We start from the raw sequence: 17,332 nt of genomic DNA on the forward strand, positions 1-17,332 counted from the left end.
GAAGGCTGCAGCCGACACATACTCAACGCAAGCAAGATCGTTAGGTGGGCCAGTCATGGCCGTCCTCGTTGAGCCCGGCTCGTCCGTCATGGCCACACAGCGGTCCTCAGATCGCCGTCCGCACGGCGAAGGGGATCAGCGGACCCCGACGCCCCAGAGCCCACAGGGTGAGCGCGACGCAGCACAGCGCGGCTCCCGCGCTCGTAACCGCCGTCGAGCCGCCCGCCGCCCAGAGTACGGCCGCGGCGGCGGATCCGGCGGCGTACCCGACCTGGGTGGCGGTGACCAGCCAGCCGGCCGTCGCGGTGGTTGGTGCGCAAGTCGCCAGCGATGAGGCCGAGCAGCGGCTGCGCCCAGTACAGGTTGCTGATCGCGACTCCCGCCGCCACCGCGAACAGGAACGTCAACGGACGACTCAGCCCGACGGCGGTGCCGCCCGGGATGCCGTCATCCGGTCACGCTAGAACGCGGCAGCAAGGCGACGGTCCCGCAGACGCCGACGGCAGCTCCCCCGGCGTACGGAGCCTCAGGGCAGGAGTACGGCGGCCAGCGGCTGGACGGTCTCCTCGATCTCGTCCGCCACCCGGCTGAAGCACTGCTCGCCCCGACCCCACGGGTCGTCGAGATCGTCGGCCGGCAGCGGTGAGGCGTGGCTGCGGGCGGCGTTGACCGCCTCGACCAGGGCGACGCCGCGGGCGTACACCTCGTCCGGGGTGTCCCCGGCCGGCGGCAGCGTACCGGCGTCGACCCCGGCCAGCAGTCGGCCGAACTCGCCCAGCACGAACGTCCGGCCGGCCGCGTCCGGGCGCAACGCCACCACGTACTCCTGCTGGTCGGCGGTGGCGGTGAGGACCAGGTCGGCCGCGTCGATGTGCTCGGAGCGGAGCTTGCGGGCGCCGAAGTCCTCGACGTCGCCGCCCCGGGCCCGGACCTGCCGGGCAGCCGGCGGGTTCATCTCCTCACCGGCGTGCCAGCCGCCGGTACCGGCGCTGTGGCTGTGCACCAGGTGGTCCGCCAGGGTGGCGTCGACCGGTGTACCGCCGCCGGCACCGACCCGCCGGGCCAGCCGCTCCCGTACGGCGAGGGCGAGCAGCCGCTCCGCCATCGGCGAGCGGCAGATGTTGCCCATGCAGACGTGCAGGACGGTGAACGGCGGCATCAGTCCGCGCCCTCGATGTCCGGCACCACGTCCCGGAGCTTCTCCAGCGGGATCGCGCCCTGCCGGAGGATCCGCGGCACCTCGCCGGTCACGTCGACGATGGTGCTCGGCACCGGGTCCGGGCACGGCCCGGCCTCCAGGTAGGCCCGCACCGAGTAGCCGAGCTGCTCCCGCGCCTCCTCGGCGGTGACCGCCGGCGGCTGCCCGGTCTTGTTCGCCGACGAGACCGCCATCGGGCCGGTCTCGCGGAGCACCTCCAGGGCGACCGGGTGCAGCGGCATCCGGACCGCGACCGTGCCGTTCGTCTCGCCGATGTCCCACTGCAGGCTCGGCGAGTGCTCGACCACGATGGTCAGCGCCCCCGGCCAGAACGCGTCGGCCAGTTCCCGGGCGGCGGGCGGCAGCATGAAGACCAGCCCGTCGAGGGTGCGCCGGGAGCCGACCAGCACCGGCGGCGGATGCTGCCGGTCCCGGCCCTTGGCGTTCAGCAACGCCTTGACCGCGTACGGAGTGAAGGCGTCCGCACCGATTCCATAGACCGTGTCGGTCGGCAACACGACCAGCTCGCCGTTCTTGACCGCCTCGATCGCCGCGGCGATGCCTCGGTCCCGGTCCGCCACCGACCGGCAGTCGTAGAGCATCACGGTGAGCCAGTCTGCCACGCCGCGCCGCCCACCGTGTCACGGGTGCGGTCCGGTCCCGGACCAGCTCCGTCCCGCCGTGCGGTGACGTACCGGGGTCGACCCACCAGATCGACATGATCAACAACGTCGATGAACCGGCCATCGGCGGACAACAGGGCCGGAACCGCCGCGCCGTGGGTGTCGTCGTGCTCGATGCCGAGCGTGCCCCCTGGGCGCAGCAGCCGGGCGGCGGCGGCCACCACCTGCCGGATCACCGCCAGCCCGTCCGGGCCGCCGAAGACCGCCTCGGCCGGGTCGTGTCCGGCGACCTCCGGCCCCACCACGGTCCCGTCCGGGACGTACGGCGGATTGCAGAGCAGGACGTCCACCCGGCCGGTCAGCTCGGGCAGCAGTTCCGGATCGGCGACATCCCCCTCGACCACCCCGATCGGCGGGTCACCGGCCCGGGCCCGGTCGTCGGCGTTGCGGTTCAGCCAGGTCAGCGCGGCCGGGGACCGTTCCACCGCGATCACCCGAGCCCCGGGCACCTCCTGGGCGACCGCGAGCGCGACCGCCCCCGACCCGCTGCACAGATCAACCACCACCGGCCCAGCCGCCCCGGATGCTGGCGTCCCGGGGCGGGGCGGCCCGACCCGCGACGGGATCAAGCCTGACCGCCCAGAGCGGGACGGGCCGCCCCGCCCCCCAGGCCCGTCCGAGGGAAGCAGAGCCGCAGCCTGCTCCACCCCCCACCCGGCGAGCAGTTCGGTCTCCGGACGCGGCACGAAGACCCCCGGCCCGACCGCCAGCTCCAGGTAGCGGAACGCCGCCGTACCGAGCAGGTACTGCAGCGGCTCCCGGCGTACCCGTCGGGCCACCAGCTCCCGCAGCCGCCGCGACTGGTCCGGGGAGAGCGGGTCGGCCAGCACCAGCGCGGCCCGCGACACGCCGAGGACGTACCCGACCAACAGCTCGGCCTCGACGCGGGCCGGCTCGACCCCGGCACCGGCCAGCGCGGACGCCGCGTCGGAGATCGCGACGGACGGCGGCGTCCAATCCGTCGCTTCCTGAGGATGCCGGGGAATGTGGGTCACGACATAATCATGAAACGTCGGCCGGGGATCATCTCGTTCCGGGTGTGTTTCCGCGTCTGGAACACCGCGTACCGCTCCCGGACGACCGTGGCGCCACCCCGTCCCGACGCCGCTACTCGGACCGGTCGGGCACCCCTGGACATCGGGGTCCAGCCGGGCCGACGGGTCTGCTGGACCGATGGAGGTTCCGCGTGGGTTGGCTCGACCGGGTCGGCGACCAGGCCGAGGCGTTGCGGCAGGGCCGTGCCCTGGTGGAGAGCAGTCGCTCCGCCGAGGCGTGCGTGGCCTTCGATCGTGTCCTCGGCAGCACCACCGATCCGTACGCCCGGGCCGACGCGCTGGTCCAGCGGCTCTCCGCGGTCCTGAACCTGGGCCGGACCGCCGAGTACACCAGCGCCGTCGAACGGGCCTTCGACGCGGTACGGGACGTCACCGAGCCGTACCTGCACGGACACCTGCACGCCCTCGCCGCGCTCGCCGCGCACGACCAGGGCGCGCTGGACCGCTGCGTCAGCCACCTGGTGCAGGGCGCCCGGGCGCTCAGCGCGGTCGACGAGCCGGACCGGGACACCGCCTGGGGCTGGCACGACCTGGCGATGGCGTACTCCTACCTGAGTTTCCACGGCTACGCCCTCGGGGCGATCGAACGGGCCCGCACCCTGGGTCTGGCCGCCGGCATCCCGGAGGAGACCTTCGCCGCCCCCGGCATCCGGCTGCGCAACGCCGTCGCGCTCGACCACCACGGCGACAGCGACGGCTGCCTGCGGGTGCTCCGGGACATCGGCGCCGACCTGGAGCGGTTCGTCGGCTCCGGCACCGCCGGTCGGCTGCGGCCGAGCAGCCGGGCCGCGTACGGCTACGCGCTGGTCCGGCGGGCCGCCCTCGGCGCACCGGTCGAGCCGCCGAGCCGACCGGAACTCGACCCGGCGTGGCTGCTCGCCAACGGCGGGGACAGCGCGCGTACCCGGGACATGCGGCAGCTCGGCGAGGCCTGCCTGGCGATCGCGGCCGGCCGGTCGGCCCAGGCGCTGGCCCGGCTCGACGTGGTCAACGTCTCCGCCGAGACGCTCGGCTCGGCCGAACACGCCCGGCTCCGCAGTCTGGCCCACGCCCGGGCCGGCGACCACGCGGCCGCCCACCGGGCCGACCGGTACGCCTTCCGGCTGGCGACCCGGCGCAACGACCGGCTCCGGGACGTCTACGTCGACGGCATCGCAGCGCGGATCGAGCACGAGGAGATGCGCCGGGCCGCCGCCCGGTACGAGGGCGAGGCGCTGACCGACCCGCTGACCGGGCTGCCGAACCGGCGCCGCCTCGAACGGTACGTGGCCGGCATGGTGGGCCGGGGCGAGCGGGCCGTCATCGGCGTCTGCGACCTGGACGGCTTCAAGGCGGTCAACACCGCGCACGGGCACCACTCCGGCGACCTGGTGCTGCAACGGGTCGCCGGCGTGATCAACCGGGTGATGCGCCGGGGCGACTTCGTGGCCCGCTACGGCGGCGACGAGTTCGTGGTGGTGCTGCCCGGCGCCGGGATGACCGAGGCCGCCGAGGTCGGCCGGCGGATCAGTACGGCGATCCGGTCCGAGGACTGGGAGTCGATCGTCCCCGGGACACCGGTCGGGGTGAGTGTCGGTTTCGCCGAGGTGCAGACCGCCGGGGTCGGCACGCGTGACCCGTTCAGCGCCGCGTTCGACGTCGCCGACCGGCGGATGCTCAGCGCCAAGGCGGAGGCCCGCGCCGCCGCCTGCTGAACGCGCCGCGCCGCCACCTACCAGACGGGCCGCCACCTACCAGACGGGCCGCCACCTACCAGACGGGCCGCCACCTACCAGACGGGCCGCCGCCTGCTGAAGCGCGTCGGATCAGCGACGGGAGAGTTCGGTCTCGCCGGCCAGTCGGGCCGCCCGGTCCGCCTCGGCCAGCGCGTCGAGTACGCCGTCCAGCTCGCCGGCGAGCACCAGGTCCAGGTTGTACGCGGTGAAGCCGATCCGGTGGTCGGTGATCCGGTTCTGCGGGAAGTTGTACGTCCGGATCCGCTCCGAGCGGTCGACGGTCCGGACCTGGGAGCGGCGGGCGTCCGAGGCCGCCGCGTCGGCCTGCTCCTGGGCGTTGGCGAGCAGCCGGGCCCGGAGGATCCGCATCGCCTGTTCCCGGTTTTGCAGCTGGCTCTTCTCGTTCTGGCAGGAGACCACGATCCCGGTCGGCAGGTGGGTGATCCGCACCGCCGAGTCGGTGGTGTTCACCGACTGGCCGCCCGGGCCGGACGAGCGGAACACGTCGATCCGCAGCTCGTTCGGGTCGATGGTGACGTCGACCTCCTCGGCCTCCGGCAGCACCAGGACGCCGGCCGCGCTGGTGTGGATCCGCCCCTGGGACTCGGTCACCGGAACCCGCTGCACCCGGTGCACCCCGCCCTCCCACTTGAGCCGGGACCAGACGCCGTTGCCGCCCTCCGGTACGCCCTTCGTCTTGACCGCCAGCGAGACGTCCTTCACCCCGCCGAGGTCGGAGTCCTGGGCGTCGATCACCTCGGTGACCCAGCCCTGCCGCTCGGCGTACCGCAGGTACATCCGGAGCAGGTCGCCGGCGAAGAGCGCCGACTCCTCGCCGCCCTCCCCCGCCTTGATCTCCACGATGACGTCCTTGGCGTCGTGCGGGTCACGCGGGATCAGCAGCTCGGCGAGCCGGGCCTCCAGCCCGGGCAGGGTCTCGGCGATCGACTCCGCCTCGGCCGCGAACGCGGGATCCTCGGCGGCGAGTTCCCGGGCGGCGGTCAGGTCGGCGCGGGCCTGCTCCAGATCACCGGCGGCCTTGTGGACCGGGGCGAGTTCGGCGAAACGCCGGCCGACCCGCCGGGCGGTCGCCTGGTCGGCGTGCAGCCCCGGGTCGGCTAGCCGCCGCTCCAGCTCGGTGTACTCGTCGAGGAGACCGGCCAGCCGGTCACCACCAGCACTCATGCCCGCATCTCCTCTACTCGACTGCTCCGCCCGGTCCGTGGCGCACGACACGGCGCCCGCCCCCGGTCGGTACCGGAGACGGGCGCCGTCGACGCAGCTACTTGGCCTTCTTGGCCTGAACCTTGGCGTACTTCTGCTGGAACTTCGCGACCCGGCCGGCGGTGTCCAGCACACGCTGCTTGCCCGTGTAGAACGGGTGGCAGGCGCTGCAGGTCTCCACGTGGATCGCGCCGCCCTTGGCGGTGCTGCGGGTCGTGAACGTGTTACCGCACGAGCAGGTGACCTCGGTGGTGACGTACTCGGGGTGGATGTTCGGCTTCATGTCGCCGTGGTCCTTTCGTCAAGTGGTCGCCGGGTCGCCCCTCGACACCCGTACCCGCAGCTCAGAAGCGTGTCTGGCGGGGACGGACTCGGGCGTGAACCGGAACCGGTGGCCGACTGACCAGTCTGCCATGCCGTTCGGGCGGGCCCGAAATCGGGAGGCGCAGCTGATCCGTGACGGTTAACGTCACTCCCCCCTCCCGCATTCCCCCTCAGCCGGAAGGCACACCCCCGTGACCCGCCCCGCCGCCGTGACCGGTGTCCAGCTTCGTGACGTTCTCGACCCGACCGCGCTCGACGCGGCGATCGCCGAGAAGTTCGTCCGGGTCCAGCGGCACCCCGAACTGCCGCTGCTGATCTACAACTACACCGAGTCGTGCGTCTACGCCGGCAACTGGACACCGGAGACACTCGTCTGCCGGGGGCTGATCGTGGACGAGCCGACCGGGACGGTCGTGGCGCGGCCGTACCGGAAGTTCTTCAACCACGACCAGCCGGGCGCGCCGGAGCTGCGGCTCGACGCGGCGGCGGCGATCACCGACAAGGCGGACGGCAGCCTCGGGGTGGTCTACCCGGCCGGTGACGGCTACGCCGTCGCCACCCGGGGCTCGTTCGGCTCCGCCCAGGCCCGGCACGCCACCGCCGTGCTCCAGGGCCGGTACCCGGACTTCACCCCGCCGCCCGGGCAGACCGTACTCGTCGAGATCGTCTATCCGGCGAACCGGATCGTGCTCGACTACGGCGCCCTCGACGACCTGGTGCTGCTCGGCACGGTGGAGATCGCGACCGGCCGCAGCCACGGACCGGAGGCGGTCGGCGACTGGCCCGGACCGGTGGTCGAACGGCTGCCGTACCGGACCCTGGCCGAGGCACTCGCCGCGCCGCCCCGGCCCGGCCGGGAGGGGCTGGTGGTGCACTGGCCGGACACCGACACCCGGGTGAAGATCAAATATCCGGAGTACCTGCAGCTGCACCGGCTGGTCTTCGGACTCAACGCCCGCGCCGTCTGGGACCGGCTGGTCACCGACGGCGACCTCGCCGCCCTGGTCGAGCCGCTGCCCGACGAGTTCCACGCCTGGGTCCGCGACGTCGTGGCCGCGCTGACCGCGTCCGTCGAGGCCCGCGCCGCGCAGATCGAGCAGGCGTACGGTGAGATCGTGGCCGGGCTGCCCGACGGCTGGACCCGACGCGACTTCGCCGCGCACGCCGCCCGACACCCCGACGCCGGCCACCTGTTCCTGCGCCTCGACGGCCGGGACTACCGTGCCCGGCTCTGGCAGCAGGTACGCCCGTCGGCGGACTGGACGCCGCACGGCCACGAGCCCGACCAGGAGTGACCCTCGGCCAGCCGACGGCGGCCGAGCGCGAACCCCGACCAGGAGTGAGTGAAGGAATGACCCGACTGATCGCCACCCGTGGGCTGCCCGCCTCCGGCAAGACCACCTACGCCCGGAAGCTGCAGCCGGCGGTGGTCCGGGTGAACCGGGACGACCTGCGCCGGATGCTGCACGGCGAACGGCTCTTCACCCAGTGGGCCGAGGGGCAGGTGACCGTCGCGCAGCGGGCCCAGGTCGAGGCGCTGCTGAGGGCCGGGGTCGACGTCTGCGTCGACGACACCAACCTGCGGTCCCGCACCCTGCGGGACTGGGCGCAGCTCGCCGCCCGGTTCGGGGCCGAGTTCGAGGTGCACGACTTCACCGACGTGCCGGTCGAGGAGTGCGTACGCCGGGACGCCGAACGGCCCGAACAGGACCGGGTCGGCGAGGAGGCGATCCGTCGGCTGCACGAGCGCTACCTGGCCGGCCGTACCCTGCCGTTGCCGGTCCCGACCGCCGAGCAGGGCGCCGCCGCCACCGTCTACACCCCGCCGAGCGGCGACGCCCCGGAGATCGTCCTGGTCGACATCGACGGCACCGTCGCGCTGCTCGGCGACCGCAGCCCGTACGACATGAGCCGGGTCGGCGTGGACCTGCCGAACACCGCCGTGATCGCGGCGGTACGGGCGATGCACGCCGCCGGCTACGGCGTCGTCTTCTGCTCCGGTCGGGACGCCTCGGCCCGGAGCACCACCGAGCGTTGGCTCGCCGAGCACGTCGGCGTGCCGTACCTCGCCCTGCACATGCGGGCGGTCGGCGACTCCCGCAGGGACTCGGTCGTCAAACGGGAGATCTTCGACCGGGAGATCCGGGACCGCTACCGGGTGGTCGGGGTCTTCGACGACCGGATGCAGGTGGTCAGGATGTGGCGCGCCCTCGGCCTGACCGTCTTCCAGGTCGCCGAGGGCGACTTCTGAGTCGCGTCACCCGGGGGCAGCGACGTACCCGCCGAGCCGGAGATCGATATTGTCGCCACCAACATTGACAGAGGCACCAGTGATAGTGTCAGCGGCGTGACGGTCAGCATTTCGATCACGTTGGACGACGATCTCGGCGTCGAACTCAACACGGCCGTCGGCGGCGGCAACCGGTCCGCCGTTGTCGCGGAGGCGATCCGCGAATATCTGGACCGCCGAGCTGTCGCGGCAGCCGCCGCGTGGCACGCTTCGTTGACCGGCGACGATGCTGCTGCGTTCGCCGAGTTCAACGCCGAGTGGTAGGGCAGTTCGGCGGACCGGCTCGCGGCGATGTCTACGACTACGCCCTCGGCAGTCGGCGCATCCGGGTGCTGGTGGTCAGCGCGACCGCGTACAGCCGCGTCTACCCCGTGATCGTCCTGATCCACGACCGCACTGACGGCGACGTTCCGGGAATCCTGCTGCCGTTGCCTGGTGATCTGGCCGGAGGCGGCACCATCGACCTTTCACGCGTTCGTTTCGCCGACCCGGCAGCGTTCGGGCACCGTCACGGGCGGATCGCGGCCACACTCGCCGCAAAGGTCGACCACGGCCTGCGCCGCCTGTTCGGCCTGTAGCGGCACCCCACAGGTCGGAGGCGTGCCGGACCGGCGTGCACCGGGGTCCGAACCGACACCTCAGCCGGTGAGCCGGACGGTGCCCTCGGCCCGCACGCCGTTGACGGTGACCGCGAGCCGGACGGTGCCGGTCGACCGCAGCCCGGTCAGCCGGCCGGTCGCCGGGTCGAACCAGGCGGCGTGCCAGGGTCGCAGCCCGGACCGGGATCCGACGTGCAGGTTCGCCGAGCCGGTCCAGTCGGCGCTGACCGGGGCCGCCACCGGCACCTGCCGGCCACCGGCCGGCTGGGTGAGGGTGGCGGTCACCGGCGTGGTCGTCCCGACCGGCAGGCTCGGCGGTACGGCGATCGCCAGCGTGTCGACGTGTGCCCGGGTCTGCGCGGTCACCCACTGCGGTCCGGCCGCGACCGGGTCCCGCCGGGCCTGTGCCGCCTCAACCGGGCTCACCGGGTCGACCCCGAACATCGTCCAGCCGGTGAAGCCGCCGAGGTGCGGCGCGGTCGACGGGTTCTTGCCGGTGTTGCCGTTGATCAGGTACGGCACCCCGTCGACCCGGTCGGCGGCGAAGGTGCCGACGTGCGACCCGACAAAAAGGGTGCCCTTGCCGGTCCGCTCCTGGAACTCGGCAAGCCAGCGTTCCAGCAGCGCCGCCTCCTTCCGGTCGCCGAGCTGGCTCGCCTGGGCCGGGGTCGGGTCGCGCAGCGGATGGTGTTCCAGTACCACCACCGAGCCGATCCGGGGGTCGGCGGCGGCACCGTCCAGTGCCGCCCGCAACGCCGGGAGCTGACCGAATCCGCTGCCGCGCAGGCTGCCGGCGGAGGTGTCCAGGGTGACGAACCGGGTCGCGGTGCCGCCGCGTACCGGACGGTGGTCGAAGACCCGGGTGGTGTCGCCGAAGACCGCCCGGAAGTTGGCGATCGGCGCGCCCATGATCTCGTGGTTGCCCGGCACGTAGTGGTAGGGCACCTCGCCGCCGAGTTCCTCGTCGAGGATCCGTTTCGCCAGCGCGAAGTCGGCCGGGTACGCGGTGTCCACGAAGTCCCCGTTGACCACCAGGAAGTCCGGCCGGGCCGCCCGGATCTCCCGCAGCGTACGGCGGGCCTGGGCGACCAGGTCGCTGTCCGGGTCGGCGGCGACGAACTGGGCGTCGGAGAGGACCGCGAACCGCCAGGGTGCCCGGTCGACGGTGCCGTCGGTGACCACCACCCGGTCGGTGCGGGGCGGCTCGACCGGCGGGTCGATCTCCACCGGCACCCGGGCCACGATGTCGTCGATCACCGTCTCGCCGGTGTACGCCGTCGCCGCGTCGGTCTCCGCGACGTAGAACCGACGGATCCGGACCGGGTACACCACGCCGGCCGGCACCGTCAGTTCGACGTACCGCCAGCCGGTCCAGTCGAGGTACGGGCCGCGGAGCACGTGCTGCTGGTCGAGTGCGTCGTGCAGGTGCAGGCTCGGCCACTCGCCGTGGCCGGAGCTGTGGATCCACATCCCGAACGCCTGCGGCTGGCCGGGCACCTCGATCCAGGCCGGCGGGTCGGCGTACGCGGCCCGGGTGCCGGTCGACTGGCCGAAGTCGTACGCCAGTTTCAGGCCGGTCCCGGTGTGGCCCGGCGCCGGGGTGGCCGAGCCGGTGGCCCGGGCGGCGCTGAACCGCCAGCTCGCCGCGTCGTCGAACATCGCCACCGGTACGTCGGTGAGCCCGACGGTGACCGGCAGCACCGTGCTGGCATCGCCGACCCGGGCGGTGACCAGCCCGGCGCCGCTGTCCACCTTGGCCCGCACCGACAGCTGTCCGCCCGGGGTCGGAGTGATCTCGAACAGTTCGGGGTCGTACTCCAGCCGGAGGTCGGCGGGTTCGACCGGTGCGCTCCGCCCCTCGGCGTCGTAGCCGACGACGCCGACGGTGCCGGTGGCGTCGGCGCCGGCCAGGCCGAGTTTCTCGGCGGTGGCGTCGATCCGGTCCAGCGGCCCGAGCACGGTCAGGTCGAGGTCACCGGTGGCCCTGCCCCGGGCGGCGGTGACGGTGACCTGGCCGGGCCGGCCGGCCCGGAAGAGGCCGTCGCGGTCGACGGTGCCGTGGCTCGCCGGGCTGGTCCGCCAGGTCGGTTTTCCGGCCGCCGGCCCGTACGTCTCGTCGTAGCCGGCCGCGGTGAGCCGCCGGGTCAGTCCGGGGAAGACCCGGTCCGGACGGCCGCCGGGGACCGGCCCGGTCCCGGGTGCGGCCGCCGGGTCCAGCACGGTTTTCACCCAGTACGCCCGCAGCCGCCCGCTGCCGGCCGGGGCGTACAGCGCCAACCCGTTCGGTACGGCCCGCTCGGTCCCGTCCGACGGGCTGTTCTCGACGCGTACCGTCGACTGGCCGGGTTCCCGGGCGAGCAGGGTGGACGAGCCGCCACCGTCGAGGTTGAGCGCGTGGTGGGCGCCGAGGTCGGCCATCATCCGGCCGAGTTCGGTGAGGGTCACGCCCCGGCTGTCGGCCTGTCGTCCGTCCACTGTGACCAGATACATCGTCCGGCCGTCGGCGGAGAAGCCGACCGCGGTACGGGGCTCCGGGTTGACGTCACCGATTTCCTGCGGCACACCGTCGCGGACCAGGACCCGGTTGCCGCCGATCGCGGCGTACGGGGTGCTGCCGTCGGAGGTCTTCGGCGCGTACCGCAGGTCGACCGGGTCGCCGGGGCGGAGGGTGGCGAGGGCGTCGGCGCCGGCGTCCCGGCCGAGCAGGACGGTGCTGCCGGCGGGAACCGGTCCGCTGCCGGCGGCACCGGTCACCGCCTCGACCCGCCCGCCGGTGAGGGTGACCTCGGTGACCCGGGTCGCGCCCGCCACCGCCCGGTCGCGCGGGTACGACCCCCAGAGTGCGGTGAAGACGCCGATACCGTCGGCCGCGACCAGGTTGTTGAACTGGGTGAGGGTGACCGGTCCGGTCGGCAGGGTCGCGGTGCCGTCGAAGTGGACCTGGACGACCCGGCCGACGCCGTCGGCGGTGACCGCAACCGCCTCGTGGTGGCCGGAGACCGGTGACTGGACGAGCTTTTCGCCCTGGATGCCGATGCCCTGGGCGGCGCCGGAGTTGTTGATGTCGAAGAAGTCGCCGTTGACCGCGGCGACCGCGCCGGCCCGGTCGACCGGGCCGCGCAGTGGTTCGGTCCGGGTGACCGCGCCGGAGTTGACGTAGTCGACGGTGACCCCGCCGGCCAGGTCGGCGGTGAGCGCGTCGGCCCGGATCCACCCGTTCGGCTCGATCCGGTCGTACGAGGTGAGCTGGAGCCCGGGCGCGACCGGCCGGGTCCGGGTGTCGGTGGTGATTCCCGCGTCGGTGGTGATCCCCGCGTCGACAGCCGGGGCGGTGCGCTGCGGAACCACCGCGGTGTCGGACCGGGCCGGTGCGGCGACGGCGGTCCAGATCGGAGCGGCGTTGGCCCGGACCGTGGCGGCGGCCGGCTGCGGGGCGACGAGGCCAAGTGACGGTGGCAGCAGCAGGAGGCCGGCGAGGGCGGCGGATCGACGGCGGTTCACCATGCCCGGTAGTCAACCCGACGACGCACAGAACTTTCAATATCCGCCAGCAGAATTGAAGGAAAACTTCATCGGTGCCCGCCGGTGTCCGGGCTCCGCCCCAGCACGTGCGCCCGCCCCCAGTCGCCGAGCGGCCCCAGCGCCCCGTTCAGCGAGACACCGAGCGGGGTCAGCGAGTACTCGACCCGGGGCGGCACCTCGTCGTACACCTCGCGGTGCACGATGCCGTCCGCCTCCAGCTCCCGCAGGTGGGAGGCGAGCACCTTCTCGGTGACCCCGGGCACCAGCCGGCGCAGCTCACCGAACCGGCACGCCTGCTCGCCGAGCGCCCAGAGGATCAGCACCTTCCACTTCCCGCCGACCACCGCCATCGCCGCGTCGATCCCGCAGACGTACTCCCCCGGCCCACCCGGCCTCCGTACCGTCGCCACGGCCACCCTCTTCTGGCTGCTCACGCACCCCAGGGTAACCACGCACTTCAGAGTGCGTACTTGAGCGGTTCAAGGATTCCGGGGAGTCTTCAGGGCGTGGAACAGCACACTTCTGACCCTTCTGCCCAGCACCCGTTCACCCTGCTCGGCCTCGGCGCCATGGGAACCGCACTCGCCCGCGCCTGGCTCGCCGCCGGGCACCCGTTGACCGTCTGGAACCGCACCCCCGCCCGGGCCGAGGCCCTCGCCGCCGAGGGGGCGACAGTCGCCGGTACCGCCGCCGAGGCGGTGGCCGCGAACCGCCTCGTGGTCGTCTGCCTGCTCGACGACAACTCGGTCCGGCAGGCCCTGTCCGACGTCGACCTGACCGGCCGGGACGTGGTGAACCTCACCACCAGCACTCCCGGCCAGGCCCGCGCTCTCGCGGACTGGATCGGCGACCGGGGCGGCCGGTTCCTCGACGGCGGAATCATGGCGGTGCCGCCGATGATCAGCGTACCGGAGTCCGGCGGCTACGTCCTGTACAGCGGATCGACCGACGTCTTCGAGGCGTACCGGCACACCCTGGCGGTACCGACCGGCACCCGGTACGTCGGCACGGATCCCGGCTTCGCCGCCCTGTACGACGTGGCCCTGCTGAGCGCGATGACCGGTATGTTCTCCGGAGCCGCGCACGCCTTCGCACTGATCCGGCGGGAGGAGATCCCGCCGAAGGACCTCGCCCCGCTGCTCGCCGACTGGCTCGCCGCGATGGCCGGCGCCGTGCACCTGACCGCGGCCCAACTGGCCAGCGGTGACTACACCATGGGGGTGACGTCCAACCTCGCCATGATGGTCACGGCCAACGCCACCCTGCTGCGTACCGCGCAGGAGCAGGGGGTCAGCACCGAACTGCTGACCCCGTACACCGGGCTGATGGCGCGCCGACTCGCCGACGGACACGGCGACGAGAGCGACGCCGGCGTGGTCGACCTGCTGCTGCGCTGACACCAACCAGCCCGGACAGACACGTGGGGCCCGGCCGGATGATCCGGCCGGGCCCCACGACGTGGCGAACCGTCGAAACGCCTCCGGGCTACTCGCCCGGGGTGGACTTCGCGATCTGCATCAGGAACTCGATGTTGGTCCGGGTCTTCTTGAGCCGGTCCAGCAGCAGGTCCAGCGCCGCCTGCGAGTCGAGCGAGTGGAGCACCTTGCGCAGCTTGTGCGTGATCGCCAGTTCCTCGGCCGCGAGCAGGATCTCCTCCTTACGCGTACCCGAGGTGTGGATGTCGATCGCCGGGAAGACCCGCTTGTCGGCAATCTTCCGGTCCAGCTTCAGCTCCGCGTTACCGGTGCCCTTGAACTCCTCGAAGATGACCGTGTCCATCACCGAACCGGTCTCCACCAGGGCGGTGGCGATGATGGTCAGCGAGCCGCCGTTCTCGATGTTCCGGGCCGCGCCGAGGAACCGCTTCGGCGGGTAGAGCGCGGTCGAGTCGATACCACCGGACATGATCCGGCCACTGGCCGGCGCGGCCAGGTTGTACGACCGACCGAGCCGGGTCACCGAGTCGAGCAGCACGACCACGTCGTGGCCCAGCTCGACCAGGCGCTTGGCCCGCTCGATGGCCAGCTCCGCGACCGTGGTGTGGTCCTGCGGCGGACGGTCGAAAGTGGCCGCGACAACCTCGCCCTTGACCGAGCGCTGCATGTCGGTGACCTCTTCGGGCCGCTCGTCGACGAGCACGACCATCAGGTGGCACTCCGGGTTGTTGTGGGTGATCGCGTTGGCGATCGCCTGCAACACCATGGTCTTACCGGCCTTCGGCGGCGACATGATCAGCGCCCGCTGACCCTTGCCGATCGGCGTGACCAGGTCGATGACCCGGGTGGTGAGGATGTGCGGCTCGGTCTCCAACCGCAGCCGCTCCTGCGGGTAGAGCGGGGTCAGCTTGTAGAACTCGGGACGCCGCTTCGCCTCGTCCGGGTCCATCCCGTTGATGGTGTCCAGTCGGACCAGCGGGTTGTACTTGTCCCGCCGCTGCTCGCCGTCCCGGGCCGCCCGCACCGCGCCGGTGACCGCGTCACCACGCCGCAGGCCGTACTTCTTGACCTGGGACATCGAGACGTAGACGTCGTTCGGACCGGAGAGGTAACCGGTGGTCCGGACGAAGGCGTAGTTGTCCAGCACGTCGATGATGCCGGCCACCGGGACGAGCACGTCGTCCTCGTTGACCTGCGGCTCCCGGCCGCCACCACCGCTGCCGCCGCCCTCGTTGCCCTCGGCGCGGTCCCCGCGGCCACGCCGCCGGTCCCGGAAACGGCTGCGCCGGCTGCGCCGGCCACCGGCGTCGTCGTCGTCGTTGTCGTCCCGATCCGCCGAACGCTGACCACGGTCACGGTCGTTGCGGTCGTTGCGCGACTCGGCGCGCTCGCCCCGGTCGCCCCGGTCGTTGCGGTCCCGGCCGTTGCGGGACTCGCCGCGCTCGCCCCGGTCGGCGCGCTCGCCGCCGTCGGCACGCTCGCCGCCGTCGGTACGGTCCGCCCGCTCACCGCGCTCGGTGCGCTCCGTCGGCGTCGCCTCGGTCTCCACGGCGGTGGCGGCCGTCGCGGCCGCACGCGACCGGCGGGACGTCCGCGTACGTCCCTCGGTGGCGGCCGGCGCCTGCTCGGCGGCCGTCGCCGGCACCTGCTCGGCGGACCGCCGCTCACCACTGTCGCGCACCTCGGCGCGTACCTCGTCCCGGGGCGGCGCGGCCGCGGCCGCCACCTCGGCCCGGGGGCGGGGCGCTCCACCGGTGCTGGCAGTGGCTCCGCCGGACTGCCGCTCCGAGATCGCGCTGATCAGCTCGCCCTTGCGCATCCGGGCCGTACCGGAGATGCCGAGCGACGCGGCCAGGCTCTGCAACTCGGGCAGCAGCATTGCCGACAGCCCGGTCCCGGTCCGCCGACGGCGGGTGGAACCTGCGGTGGCTTCGCCAGCGACGTTGGAAACATCCGACGTCACGTCGGTGGTGTCGCTCAATGGAGTCCTTCCCTCGATAAGGCCGGGGCTGCCCTTGGCCCGGAATAACGGGGCCGGGCGGCCTCGGTGCACCCGCCTCGCCTGACGCGTCGCGGGAGTCTGTAACACAGCAGCCGGTAGATTTCCGACCCACCAACATCGGTGGGCAGGTCTCGCCGCCTGCGGCGACCTGTGGAAACTGCGGTGCGGCGTGAACCTAGGCAGGGGTGAGACGGGCTGACCGCCGAAAGCTTCGGGGGTGCACCGACCCGCAGGAGTCGCATTGCTTCGCGGCTGTGCTAGGTCTAGAGCGTAATCAACTCTTCCGACCTGCGGCAACAGGGTCCCGCTCGGCGTGTCCCAGTCTACCCCTATCAACCCGGGCCCCGGCTACGTCTACCGCCAACCTTTGCGCGGCCCATCCCATTCCCGGCAGGTGCTCGTCGGGGATGCTGGTCAGGGCGAGGATCGTCGGTCCCGCCCCACTGACCACAGCCGCCACACCCGCCGCACGCAACCCGGCCAACACGGCGGCCGTCGCCGGCATTCCCGGCGCCCGGTAGTCCTGGTGCAGCCGGTCCTCGGTGGCGGTGAAGAGCAGTTCCGGCGCCGCGGTCAACGCGTGCACCAGCAGCGCCGCCCGGCCGGCGTTGCGGGCCGCGTCGGCGTGCGGCACCACCGCCGGCAGGGCGGCCCGGGCCTCCGAGGTCAGCCCGCGTTCGTCCGGCACCAGCACGGTCGGCTGAACCCCGGGCGCGACCTCGAGCCGGCACGCCCCGGCCCCGCCACCAGCACCGGCGCCCCCGGCACCGTCCGAGCCCTGCGGCCCTGCTGTCCAGGCGATGGTGAAGCCGCCCAGCAGGCACGGCGCGACGTTGTCCGGATGCCCCTCCAGTTCGGCGGCCAGCCGGAGCACGGCCGCGTCGTCGAACCGTTGGTCACCGTCGACGACAAGCGCCCGGGCCAGCGTCACCCCGGCGACGATCGCCGCCGAGGAGGAGCCGAGGCCACGGGCCTGCGGGATCCGGTTGACACACTCCACCGCCAGACCGGTCGGCTGGCCGCCGAGCAGGTCGAAGGTCGCCCGCATGGCGCGTACCACGAGATGTCCGTCGTCGGTCGGCAGCTCACCGGCGCCCTGGCCGGTGACGTCGACGTGACAACCGGCCGGGGCGACCCGGGCGCTGACGTCGTCGTACAGCGCCAGGGCCAGGCCGAGAGTGTCGAAACCCGGGCCGAGGTTGGCGCTGGTCGCGGGCACCCGGACCCGGACCGGCTCGGAGAGGAAGGACGGGCGCACCGGTTCATGCTAGGCGTCGGCCGGTC

16 protein-coding genes are annotated in these 17,332 nt (G+C 73.0%); 7 read left to right on the forward strand and 9 right to left on the reverse strand.

The annotated features are described in order from the left end of the window. The first annotated feature begins 167 nt into the window (after positions 1–167). Entirely contained in the window at positions 168–464 is a 297-nt protein-coding gene (locus ABGB05_RS00660) for a hypothetical protein (RefSeq protein ID WP_347651095.1), read from the forward strand. 62 nt (positions 465–526) lie between these two features. On the opposite strand, the gene ABGB05_RS00665 is transcribed toward ABGB05_RS00660, so the two are convergent. The 3 genes from ABGB05_RS00665 to prmC are packed head-to-tail and all read right to left on the reverse strand — an operon-like array spanning position 527 to position 2,876. Continuing rightward, positions 527–1,159: a phosphotyrosine protein phosphatase gene (locus tag ABGB05_RS00665; RefSeq protein WP_347651096.1), complete on the reverse strand. Its 633-nt coding sequence runs from the start codon at positions 1,157–1,159 to the stop codon at positions 527–529. After that, positions 1,159–1,800: an L-threonylcarbamoyladenylate synthase gene (locus tag ABGB05_RS00670; protein WP_347651341.1), complete on the reverse strand. Its 642-nt coding sequence runs from the start codon at positions 1,798–1,800 to the stop codon at positions 1,159–1,161. Before ABGB05_RS00670 ends, ABGB05_RS00665 begins: the two co-directional genes overlap by 1 nt. After that, positions 1,800–2,876 (reverse strand): peptide chain release factor N(5)-glutamine methyltransferase, encoded by a 1,077-nt coding sequence (gene prmC / locus ABGB05_RS00675; protein WP_347651097.1) that lies wholly within the window; start codon positions 2,874–2,876, stop codon positions 1,800–1,802. The genes ABGB05_RS00670 and prmC overlap by 1 nt, the downstream gene beginning before the upstream one ends. A 191-nt stretch (positions 2,877–3,067) precedes the next feature. Between prmC and ABGB05_RS00680 the strand changes: the two genes are divergently transcribed. Then, complete coding sequence (locus ABGB05_RS00680; RefSeq protein WP_347651098.1) at positions 3,068–4,630, forward strand: GGDEF domain-containing protein; 1,563 nt, start codon at positions 3,068–3,070, stop codon at positions 4,628–4,630. A 111-nt stretch (positions 4,631–4,741) separates the two neighbouring features. On the opposite strand, the gene prfA is transcribed toward ABGB05_RS00680, so the two are convergent. Together prfA and rpmE are read right to left on the reverse strand one after the other, a co-directional pair. Continuing rightward, on the reverse strand, positions 4,742–5,836 hold the full coding sequence (prfA, locus tag ABGB05_RS00685; RefSeq protein WP_347651099.1) for a peptide chain release factor 1: 1,095 nt from the start codon (positions 5,834–5,836) through the stop codon (positions 4,742–4,744). Positions 5,837–5,933: 97 nt separating this feature from the next. Further along, the gene (gene rpmE / locus ABGB05_RS00690; protein WP_120780597.1) at positions 5,934–6,158 is read right to left on the reverse strand and encodes a 50S ribosomal protein L31; all 225 of its coding nucleotides are present in this window, start codon (positions 6,156–6,158) and stop codon (positions 5,934–5,936) included. A 232-nt stretch (positions 6,159–6,390) separates the two neighbouring features. On the opposite strand from rpmE, the gene ABGB05_RS00695 reads away from it, so the two are divergent. The 4 genes from ABGB05_RS00695 to ABGB05_RS00710 all read left to right on the forward strand — a co-directional run bounded on the left by ABGB05_RS00695 (position 6,391) and on the right by ABGB05_RS00710 (position 9,067). Next, positions 6,391–7,494: an RNA ligase gene (locus ABGB05_RS00695; RefSeq protein WP_347651100.1), complete on the forward strand. Its 1,104-nt coding sequence runs from the start codon at positions 6,391–6,393 to the stop codon at positions 7,492–7,494. A gap of 56 nt (positions 7,495–7,550) precedes the next feature. Continuing rightward, positions 7,551–8,450 (forward strand): AAA family ATPase, encoded by a 900-nt coding sequence (locus ABGB05_RS00700; protein ID WP_347651101.1) that lies wholly within the window; start codon positions 7,551–7,553, stop codon positions 8,448–8,450. Between the two features lie 96 nt (positions 8,451–8,546). Next, positions 8,547–8,753, forward strand: coding sequence for a ribbon-helix-helix domain-containing protein (locus ABGB05_RS00705; protein WP_347651102.1), 207 nt, complete (start codon positions 8,547–8,549; stop codon positions 8,751–8,753). A 71-nt stretch (positions 8,754–8,824) separates the two neighbouring features. Further along, positions 8,825–9,067, forward strand: a complete 243-nt coding sequence (locus tag ABGB05_RS00710; protein ID WP_347651103.1) for a hypothetical protein — start codon at positions 8,825–8,827, stop codon at positions 9,065–9,067. A 60-nt stretch (positions 9,068–9,127) separates the two neighbouring features. On the opposite strand, the gene ABGB05_RS00715 is transcribed toward ABGB05_RS00710, so the two are convergent. Further along, positions 9,128–12,592: a phosphodiester glycosidase family protein gene (locus tag ABGB05_RS00715; RefSeq protein WP_347651104.1), complete on the reverse strand. Its 3,465-nt coding sequence runs from the start codon at positions 12,590–12,592 to the stop codon at positions 9,128–9,130. A 65-nt stretch (positions 12,593–12,657) separates the two neighbouring features. Further along, positions 12,658–12,960 carry a helix-turn-helix domain-containing protein gene (locus ABGB05_RS00720; protein ID WP_347651342.1) on the reverse strand — a complete coding sequence of 101 codons (303 nt, stop codon included), beginning with the start codon at positions 12,958–12,960 and terminating at the stop codon, positions 12,658–12,660. Positions 12,961–13,116: 156 nt separating this feature from the next. Here ABGB05_RS00720 and ABGB05_RS00725 point away from each other — a divergent pair, with 156 nt between their 5' ends. Further along, positions 13,117–14,007 (forward strand): NAD(P)-binding domain-containing protein, encoded by an 891-nt coding sequence (locus ABGB05_RS00725; protein WP_347651105.1) that lies wholly within the window; start codon positions 13,117–13,119, stop codon positions 14,005–14,007. Positions 14,008–14,095: 88 nt separating this feature from the next. Here ABGB05_RS00725 and rho read toward each other — a convergent pair whose 3' ends face one another. Then, positions 14,096–16,027, reverse strand: a complete 1,932-nt coding sequence (gene rho, locus ABGB05_RS00730; protein WP_347651106.1) for a transcription termination factor Rho — start codon at positions 16,025–16,027, stop codon at positions 14,096–14,098. A 295-nt stretch (positions 16,028–16,322) separates the two neighbouring features. Beyond that, positions 16,323–17,306, reverse strand: coding sequence for a homoserine kinase (gene thrB, locus ABGB05_RS00735; protein WP_347651107.1), 984 nt, complete (start codon positions 17,304–17,306; stop codon positions 16,323–16,325). Between the last annotated feature and the right edge of the window lie 26 nt (positions 17,307–17,332).

This window comes from Plantactinospora sp. B5E13 (assembly GCF_039871775.1).
In the GTDB taxonomy this organism is placed as follows: Bacteria; Actinomycetota; Actinomycetes; order Mycobacteriales; family Micromonosporaceae; genus Plantactinospora.

Bases quoted from the DNA above. Each gene is read 5' to 3' on its own strand.
- ABGB05_RS00665 (WP_347651096.1), bottom strand. From the start codon at position 1,159: ATGCCGCCGTTCACCGTCCTGCACGTCTGCATGGGCAACATCTGCCGC.
- ABGB05_RS00670 (WP_347651341.1), bottom strand. From the start codon at position 1,800: ATGCTCTACGACTGCCGGTCGGTGGCGGACCGGGACCGAGGCATCGCC.
- prfA (WP_347651099.1), bottom strand. From the start codon at position 5,836: ATGAGTGCTGGTGGTGACCGGCTGGCCGGTCTCCTCGACGAGTACACC.
- rpmE (WP_120780597.1), bottom strand. From the start codon at position 6,158: ATGAAGCCGAACATCCACCCCGAGTACGTCACCACCGAGGTCACCTGC.
- ABGB05_RS00700 (WP_347651101.1), top strand. From the start codon at position 7,551: ATGACCCGACTGATCGCCACCCGTGGGCTGCCCGCCTCCGGCAAGACC.
- ABGB05_RS00715 (WP_347651104.1), bottom strand. From the start codon at position 12,592: ATGGTGAACCGCCGTCGATCCGCCGCCCTCGCCGGCCTCCTGCTGCTG.
- ABGB05_RS00720 (WP_347651342.1), bottom strand. From the start codon at position 12,960: ATGGCGGTGGTCGGCGGGAAGTGGAAGGTGCTGATCCTCTGGGCGCTC.